We start from the raw sequence: 8001 nt of genomic DNA, 5'->3' as shown, positions 1-8001 counted from the left end.
CCCGCCCTCGCCCTGCTGCGCGCCGAACCGGCCCGGCGCCCCGGCCTCGCGGACGTCCGCCGCGCCCTCACCGGACAGCCGCCGCGGCCCGCGGCCCCGGTGTCACGGCCGGACCTGGCCCCGCTCACCGACGGCTGCCTGGCACATCTCCTCGCGACCATGGACCCGGACGGCACGGACCGGCTCTGGCCGCCGTCGCCCTACGGCGCGACGAGCGACGCGTTCAACGTCCAGCACGGCGCCGCCGGTGTCCTCGGCGTCCTGGCACGGGCCTGCCGCACCACCGCCGACCCCGCCGTGCGCGAGGCCACCGCCGCGGCCGCCGCGTGGATCACCCGCCACGCCGGGCGCGAGCCACGCGTCCTGCCGGGCCTCCACTTCGGCCGCTCCGGCACCGCGTGGGCCCTCCTCGACGCCGCGGAGGCCCTGGACGACCCGGCCCTGGCCGACGCCGCGGCGGCGCTCGCCCGCCGCGTGCCCCTCGCGTGGCCCAACCCCGACGTGTGCCACGGCACCGCCGGAGCGGCCCTGACCCAGCTCCGCTTCTGGGAGGCCACCGGGGCCGGCGACTTCCTCGACCGGGCCCGCGCCGCCGCCACCGCGCTGGCCTCGGCGGCCACCCGCCGTGCCGGACGCCTGCTCTGGCCCGTTCCGCCCGGCTGCCTCTCGGACCCCGCCGAGGTCGTCCACTACGGCTTCGCCCACGGCACCGCCGGCGTCGGCGCGTCCCTGCTCGCCGTGGGCCTGGCCACCGGGGACGGCGACCACCTCGCGCTGGCCGACGCCGCCGCCCGCACCCTCCTCGCCGCCGCCGACGTGACCGACGACGCCGCGTACTGGCCCGCCGGGCCCTCCGGCGGCCCCCGCCGGACCACCTGGTGCAGCGGATCGTCCGGCATCGGCACCTTCCTGCTGCGCATGTGGAGCGCGACCGGCGACACCGCGTTCCTCGACGGAGCCGTCCGGGCGGCGGTCGCGGCCCACCGCTCCCGCCGGCACGCGGGCACCGCCCAGTGCCACGGCCTGGCCGGCGACGGCGAGTTCCTCCTCGACCTCGCCGAGGCGCGCGGCGAACAGCGCCACCGCGACTGGGCCGAGGACCTCGCCGGCGCTCTCCACGCCCGGCACACCCTGCGGGCCGGGCGTGTCCTCGCCCCCGACGAGACCTGGACGTCGGTCCACGCCGACTACGGCACCGGGCTCGCCGGCGTGCTCGCCTTCCTGCTGCGGCTGCGGGACGGGGGTCCCCGCCTGTGGCTGCCCCGAACGCTCACCGGCGCGGGCACGACGGCCGGGCGAGCACCCACCGCACCGCTCGCGAAGGAGGTGACATGAGATGACGCATGACGTGACCGCCCTCCAGATGCTGGAGGCCGAGCAGGCCGACACCGGCTTCTGGCCGTGCACGGACACCGCCGTGACCGCCGAGGAGGAGTGACACCACCGAGACGGCGTCGACGACGAGCCCGTCGACGGCCGGCCGGTCCAGGCGCGCCGGACCGCCGCCCGGAACACCCCCGGGGCGCGGGCCGGCGCGCCGCGTCGCGAGGGCGGCCCGGCCGTGTCCCGCCATGGGCGAACCGGCCGGATCCACCCGCCGGAAGGCTGATCACATCGGCCGCAAATGACCTCCCCCACCGCCCCGTCCGGCGCCACGATCGAACCTTCCGGACCGCGAACCCCGGACCCGCCGGGGGCGATCGGCCGGTGCCGCACCGGGGTGCGGGCCCGGCCGGAGGGAGGGCGTCGGCGACATGAGGCTCACCAGGGCGCGTACGGCCGCGGTGGCGCTCGCCGCCGTGGCACTGGCCGTCTCCTGCGGGCGCGGCGGTGGCACAGCCGTGACGGGAGACGGCCCCGGCGACAGCCCCATCGGCGTCGACCTGCCGCGCTCCGACTCCGACTTCTGGAACTCCTACGCCGCCTACATCAAGTCAGCGGGCGCGGGCGCGAATCTGCTGCCCGTCAGCAACTCCCAGAACGACGTCACCCGGCTGGTCGCCAACATACGGGTGTTCCGCGACACCGGCGCGAAGGCCGTCGTCATGGCACCCCAGGACACCGGCGCCGTCGCCGCCGCGCTCAAGGAGCTCGCCGCCCGGAGGATCCCCGTCGTCAGCGTCGACACCCGGCCCGACAAGGAACCGGTCTACATGGTCGTGCGCGCCGACAACCGCGCCTACGGCACCACCGCCTGCCGCTTCCTCGGCGAACGGCTCGGCGGCAGGGGAAAGGTCGCCGAACTCCAGGGCTCCCTGGACTCCGTCAACGGGCGCGACCGCTCCGAGGCCTTCGCCACCTGCATGAAGAAGAACCACCCCGGCATCAGGGTCTTCGAGCTGCCCACCGACTGGAAGGGCGACGTCGCCTCCGCCAAGCTCCAGGGCCTGCTGGCCCAGCACCCCGACCTCGACGGCGTCTACATGCAGGCCGGCGGCGTCTTCCTCCAGCCCACCCTGGCGCTCCTCCAGCAGAAGGGCCTGCTCAAAGCCGCCGGACAACCCGGCCACATCACCATCGTCTCCAACGACGGCATCCCCCAGGAACTGGACGCCATCCGCAGGAAACAGATCGACGCCACCGTCTCCCAGCCCGCCGACCTGTACGCCCGGTACGCCCTGTACTACGCCCGCGCCGCGCTCGCCGGGAAGACCTTCGCCCCCGGCCCCACCGACCACCGCTCCACCATCGTCGCCCTGCCCAACGGCCTGGAGGACCAGCTGCCCGCCCCCCTGGTGACCACGGACAACGTCGACGACAAAACGCTGTGGGGCAACAGCGTCGGCCGATGACCCCGGCGGAGAACGACACCACGGCGGACGGGACACCGGTGGCCGAGGCGATCGGCGTCTCCAAGCGTTACGGGGCCACCGTCGCGCTGCGCGACGTGCGCCTCGCCGTGCTGCCGGGCGAGTCCCACGCCCTGGTCGGCCGCAACGGCGCGGGCAAGTCCACGCTCGTCTCGCTCCTCACGGGCCTCGCGAAACCCGACACGGGCACCCTGCGGTTCGACGGCCGGGCCGCGCCCGCCTACGGCGACACCCCGGCCTGGCGCTCCCGCGTGGCCTGCGTCCACCAGCGCTCCACCATCCTTCCCGGACTCACCGTCGCCGAGAACCTCTTCCTCAACCGCCAGAGCGCCTCGGCCCTGCGCCCCATCCGCTGGAAGCACCTGCGCCGGCGGGCGGCGGAACTCCTCGGGGCGTACGGCGTGGACCTCGACCCGGTGTCCCGGGCCGGTGACCTCACCGTCGTACAGCGGCAGTTCGTGGAGATCGCCCGCGCGCTGTCCTTCGGCACCCGGTTCGTCGTCCTCGACGAGCCGACCGCCGCCCTCGACGCCCCGGGTATCGACCGCCTCTTCACCAGATTGCGGGACCTGCGCCGGCAGGGCGTGGCGTTCCTGTACATCTCGCACCACCTGCGGGAGGTCCACGACCTGTGCGACCGCGTCACCGTCCTGCGGGACGGCCGCCATGCGCTGACCGCCCCGGTGGCCGGGCTCGGCCGGGACACCCTGGTGGCGGCCATGACCGGGACCCCGGAAGGACGGGCGCCCACCGGGCACGCACCGGCGGTGGCCCGGCGGGACGCCCCGGTGCTGCTGTCCGTCGACGGCCTGACCCTGCCCGGCGCCTGCCACGGGGTGTCCCTCACCGTGCGCGCCGGGGAGGCCGTGGGGCTGGCCGGCTCCGCCGTCAGCGGCAATGTCCGGGTGGGGGAGGGCGTCGCGGGCCTCCACCGCTTCCGCGCCGGGCGCGTCGAGGTGGCGGGACGGGCCCTGCGCGGCGGCGACGTACCGGGCGCCGTGGCGGCCGGGGTCGGCCTGGTGCCCGAGGACCGGCACCGCCAGGGCCTGGTGCCCGGCCGGGGCGTGGACGAGAACGTCACCCTCACGGCCGGGGCCCGGCTCGGCCCCTTCGGCACGCTCCGCCCCGCCCGGGTCCGGGCCCTCGCCGGAGCCCTCGTCGAGGACCTGGCCATCGTCACGCCCGCGCTCACGACACCCGTCTCCGCCCTGTCCGGCGGCAATCAGCAGAAGGTCGTCGTCGCCCGGGCGCTGGCCACCAACCCCCGGGTCCTGGTGGCCGTCCGGCCCGCCAACGGCGTCGACGTCACCGCGAAGGAGTTCCTGCTCGGCAGGATCCGGCGGGCCGTGACCGACGGCGCCGCCGCCCTGATCGTCTCCGACGAACCGGACGACCTGCGGATGTGCGACCGGGTCCTGGTCATGCGCGAGGGCCGGATCACCGCCGCCCTCGCCACCGGCTGGAGCGACGAACGACTCGTCGCCGCCATGGAAGGCATCACCGGAGACACGGAAGGGGAAGCGACGTGACGGCCGGCCCCGGCCGGCTGCGGCGGCTGTCCCTGGTGCCCGTGCTGCTGCTCACCGGGGTGGCCGGCTTCATCGCCTCGCCCGCCTTCCTGACCACCGACAACCTGATCGGCGTCGCCCAGCAGTCCACCGAACTCGGGCTGCTGGTCCTGGCCCAGGCACTCGTCCTGATCGCCGGACGCATGGACCTCTCCCTGGAGTCCACCATCGGCGCCGCCCCGGTCGTGGCCCTGTGGGTGGTCCTTCCCGCCGACGGCGGCCGCTTCAGCGGACTCGGCCTGCTCCCCGGAGCGTTCGCCGTACCCCTGTGCCTCCTCGCGGGCGCGCTCGTCGGCGCGCTGAACGCCGCCCTGATCCTGGGGCTGCGGCTCAACGGCTTCATCGTCACCCTCGGCGGGCTCACCATGCTGCGCGGCCTTCAGATCGCCCTGTCCCGGGGCCAGTCCATCATCGACCTGCCCGCGTCCTTCACCTACCTCGGCCGCACCGCGTGGCTCGGCGTCCCCGCCGCCGTCTGGCTCACCGGCCTGCTCTACCTCGCCGGCGGCTGCGCCCTCGGCCGGCTCCGGCACGGCCGGGCCCTGTACGCCATCGGCGGCAACGCCGAGGCCGCGCGCACCGCCGGCATCCGCGTGGACCGCGTCACCGGCGTCGTCCTCGTCCTGGCCGGGCTGCTCGCCGCCTTCGCCGGCGTCCTCTACACCGGCCACTACGGCTCGGTGTCCGCGAACCAGGGCAGCGGCTGGATCTTCCAGGTCTTCGCCGCCACCGTCATCGGCGGAGTGAGCCTCGACGGCGGCAGGGGCACCCTGACGGGCGCCCTGACCGGTGTGCTCACCCTTCAGCTCGTCGTCGACGTCATGACCCTCGCGGGCGTCCCGCCGCTGTGGAACCAGTTCCTCAACGGCGTCATCATCATCGTCGCCCTGATCGTCTCCCGTTTCGCCTCGGGCGAGCGGCAGCGATGAGCACGCCGCGGCCGCACCGGGCGCCATTGACCAACCCCCCTGGGCGCCCTACGTTCGGCATGAGTGCCCGGTCGACGAGGACCGGGCCCGTCGCGCTTCCAGGGGGACCAAGTGCACTGGTACGTGGACGTGCTCAAGCGATACGCGACGTTCAGCGGGCGGGCGCGCCGCCCGGAGTTCTGGATGTTCACCCTGATCAACTTCATCATCGGCATCCTGCTGGCCATCGTCGACTCCGCGCTCGGCACGAGCCCCGTCCTCGGGCTCCTCTACAGCCTCGCCGTGCTCCTGCCCGGCCTCGCCGTCAGCGTCCGCCGGCTGCACGACACCGACCGCACCGGCTGGTGGCTGCTGATCAGCCTGATCCCGATCGTCGGGACCATCGTCCTGCTGGTGTTCCTGGCCCTGGACAGCCAGCCGCGCGACAACGCCTACGGGCCGTACGCCCCCGCCAACTGACCCCCTCCGGGCCCGGCGCCGCCGGACGAGTGCGGGGCACGCCCCGCACTCGCGGACAATGTCGTTCATGAACGACACCGCCACGGCCACCGCCCTCGAACGCGTCGCCGGACACCGGCACCGGTTCAACGCCCGGTTCGAGACGTACTTCGACTCCCTGGCGGACGACCTCGGCACACCGGCGCTGAGCCGCTTCACCCCCCGCTGCCTCGACCTGCTGCGCGACCTCTCCCTGCGCGGCGGGAAACGCCTGCGCGTCGCCCTCCTGTACGAGGCCGCCCGGCTGGTCACCGCCGACGACGTGCCCGGCCTGGACGAGGCCGCCCTCAGCGTCGAACTGCTCCAGACCCACGGGCTGATCCACGACGACATCATCGACGACGCCCCCGTCCGCCGCGGCGGCCCCTCGACGTACTACGCCTACCGCGAGGAGTTCCCGGGGCACGAACAGACCGCGCTGGGCCTCGCCGTCCTGGCCGGCGACCTCGCAGCCTTCCTGTCCCTGCGCGTCCTCCTGGACGCCGACGTCCCCGCCGGAGCGCTCCAGGCCATGCTGCGGGTGCAGATGGACGCGGCGGCGGACACGGTCACCGGTCAGATCATCGACCTGGAACGGGATTTCGAGGCGATGCCCAGCGAGGAGCTCCTCCACACCGTCACCGACTACAAGACCACCCGCTACTCCATCCTCGCGCCCCTGCGCCTGGGCCTCCTGGCCGCCGGCGAGGACCCCGCCCGCCACGACGGGCGGCTGCGCCGCTACGCGACACTGGTCGGGATCTACGAGCAGATGCGCGACGACTACCTCGACCTGTTCGGCGACGAGGGCGTCGTCGGCAAACCCTCGGGCTCCGACCTCCGCGCCGGCCGCCGCAGCTACGCCCTCCGCGCTGTCCTGGCCGCCACCACCGGCGACGAACGGGCCGTCGTCGAGTCCGCGCTGGGCGACCCCCACTGCTCGGCCGCGACCGTCGACCGCGTCCGCGGGATCGCCCGGCAGCGGGGCGTCGAGGACAAGCTCCGCTCGGACATGCGCCGCTACGCCGGGGAAGCCTCCGCCGAAGCCGCCTCGTGGCACCCCCACTGGCGCGAGGAGGCCGTGACCTTCTTCGCGCGCCTGCCGCTGTGGAGCGTGGAACGCACACTCTGAACGCCCCGCCACGACGCACCCGGCGGGGAGAACGCGGGTGAGCCGGACGCGTTACCGGCTCTCCGACGCCTCGCTCCGCCGCCGCGCCGCCGTCCGGCGGGAGCGGTACAGCTCGGCCGCGACCGGGACGAGCGACACGCCGACGATCACGGCGACGGCCGGCAGGAGATAGCGGTCGACGTTCGGGACGGACGAACCGAGCGCGTAGCCGCCCAGGATCAGCCCCATCGTCCACACCAGGCCGCCGGCCACCTGCCACACGGTGAAGGTGCGCGCGGGCACCCGCAGGGCGCCCGCCATGGGGTTGAGCACCGTGCGCACCACGGGCACGAACCGGGCCAGCACGATGGCCTTCGCGTGCCCGTAGCGCTGGAGGAGGGCCTCCGCCCGCTCCGCCCCCTCGCGCAGGCGCGCCGAGCGGCCGGGGGCGAGCAGGGCGCCGCCCGCCTTCCGCCCCAGCAGATAGCCGCACTGCGACCCGGCGAGCGCGCCCACGGCGGCCGAGATCAGCAGCGGCACCAGCGACAGCCGCACGCCCGTGCCCGAGGCTCCCGTGCACAGCAGGCCCGCCGTGAACAGCAGGGAGTCCCCGGGCAGGAAGAAGCCGATCAGCAGCCCCGTCTCGGCGAACAGCACGATGCCGACCCCGAGGACTCCGAAGGCGGCGAGGAGCGACCGGGCGTCGAGGACGTTGACGGCCAGCGGTGCGGCCGTCACGAGCGAGGAGGGGGACAACGTCACGGGCCCTTTCCAGGAGGACGAGCGGGCACGGCCGGCCGCGGCGCCCCGGCCGACGTCAAGCATGCCGACAAACACGGGCACTGTCTACCGCGATGTAGACGATTCCCTCCGCGTCGCCGTGATCGTTCCTGCGGTCGCACACCCGGGAGCCCTGCCCAGGAATGTGCCCGTACGGGCAATCGACCTCGGTGGGCGGTGGCCTGCCGTCGTGCGCCCGCCGGACGGGACGACCGCAGTGACCACTTCACCCTTCGGGGCCGACCCCCGCTCCGGCCTCGCCCGCGCGCTGGGGCCCGACGGGGCGGCGCCCGGAGCCCTGGGCGACGGCGGCACCGGCGCGGGGG

The 8001-nt window shown here is 74.9% G+C and carries 8 protein-coding genes; 7 read left to right on the top strand and 1 reads right to left on the bottom strand.

The window, feature by feature from the left end:
* The 7 genes from K6I33_RS27675 to K6I33_RS27645 form a co-directional block, all read left to right on the top strand.
* Positions 1 to 1335 (top strand): lanthionine synthetase C family protein (locus tag K6I33_RS27675; RefSeq protein WP_229357262.1); only part of this gene is annotated, 1335 nt, incomplete at its 5' end.
* Position 1336: 1 nt separating this feature from the next.
* Positions 1337 to 1438: an ALQxL family class IV lanthipeptide gene (locus tag K6I33_RS27670; protein ID WP_229357261.1), complete on the top strand. Its 102-nt coding sequence runs from the start codon at positions 1337 to 1339 to the stop codon at positions 1436 to 1438.
* Positions 1439 to 1754: 316 nt separating this feature from the next.
* Positions 1755 to 2792, top strand: a complete 1038-nt coding sequence (locus K6I33_RS27665; RefSeq protein WP_229357260.1) for a sugar ABC transporter substrate-binding protein — start codon at positions 1755 to 1757, stop codon at positions 2790 to 2792.
* Positions 2789 to 4339 (top strand): sugar ABC transporter ATP-binding protein, encoded by a 1551-nt coding sequence (locus K6I33_RS27660; RefSeq protein ID WP_229357259.1) that lies wholly within the window; start codon positions 2789 to 2791, stop codon positions 4337 to 4339. Before K6I33_RS27665 ends, K6I33_RS27660 begins: the two co-directional genes overlap by 4 nt.
* Complete coding sequence (locus K6I33_RS27655; protein ID WP_229357258.1) at positions 4336 to 5307, top strand: ABC transporter permease; 972 nt, start codon at positions 4336 to 4338, stop codon at positions 5305 to 5307. Before K6I33_RS27660 ends, K6I33_RS27655 begins: the two co-directional genes overlap by 4 nt.
* A gap of 111 nt (positions 5308 to 5418) precedes the next feature.
* Positions 5419 to 5766, top strand: a complete 348-nt coding sequence (locus K6I33_RS27650) for a DUF805 domain-containing protein (protein ID WP_229357257.1) — start codon at positions 5419 to 5421, stop codon at positions 5764 to 5766.
* Positions 5767 to 5833: 67 nt separating this feature from the next.
* Complete coding sequence (locus K6I33_RS27645) at positions 5834 to 6916, top strand: polyprenyl synthetase family protein (RefSeq protein ID WP_229357256.1); 1083 nt, start codon at positions 5834 to 5836, stop codon at positions 6914 to 6916.
* A 51-nt stretch (positions 6917 to 6967) separates the two neighbouring features.
* On the opposite strand, the gene K6I33_RS27640 is transcribed toward K6I33_RS27645, so the two are convergent.
* Entirely contained in the window at positions 6968 to 7651 is a 684-nt protein-coding gene (locus tag K6I33_RS27640) for a DedA family protein (RefSeq protein WP_229357263.1), read from the bottom strand.
* Positions 7652 to 8001: the final 350 nt, after the last annotated feature.

Origin of the sequence: Streptomyces sp. UNOB3_S3 (assembly GCF_020740895.1) — a bacterium.
GTDB lineage: Bacteria > Actinomycetota > Actinomycetes > Streptomycetales > Streptomycetaceae > Streptomyces.
This window is presented reverse-complemented; position numbering and strand designations above follow the sequence as displayed.

Coding starts and splice junctions, on each gene's coding strand:
- K6I33_RS27665 (WP_229357260.1), top strand. CDS start 1,755: ATGAGGCTCACCAGGGCGCGTACGGCCGCGGTGGCGCTCGCCGCCGTG.
- K6I33_RS27645 (WP_229357256.1), top strand. CDS start 5,834: ATGAACGACACCGCCACGGCCACCGCCCTCGAACGCGTCGCCGGACAC.
- K6I33_RS27670 (WP_229357261.1), top strand. CDS start 1,337: ATGACGCATGACGTGACCGCCCTCCAGATGCTGGAGGCCGAGCAGGCC.
- K6I33_RS27660 (WP_229357259.1), top strand. CDS start 2,789: ATGACCCCGGCGGAGAACGACACCACGGCGGACGGGACACCGGTGGCC.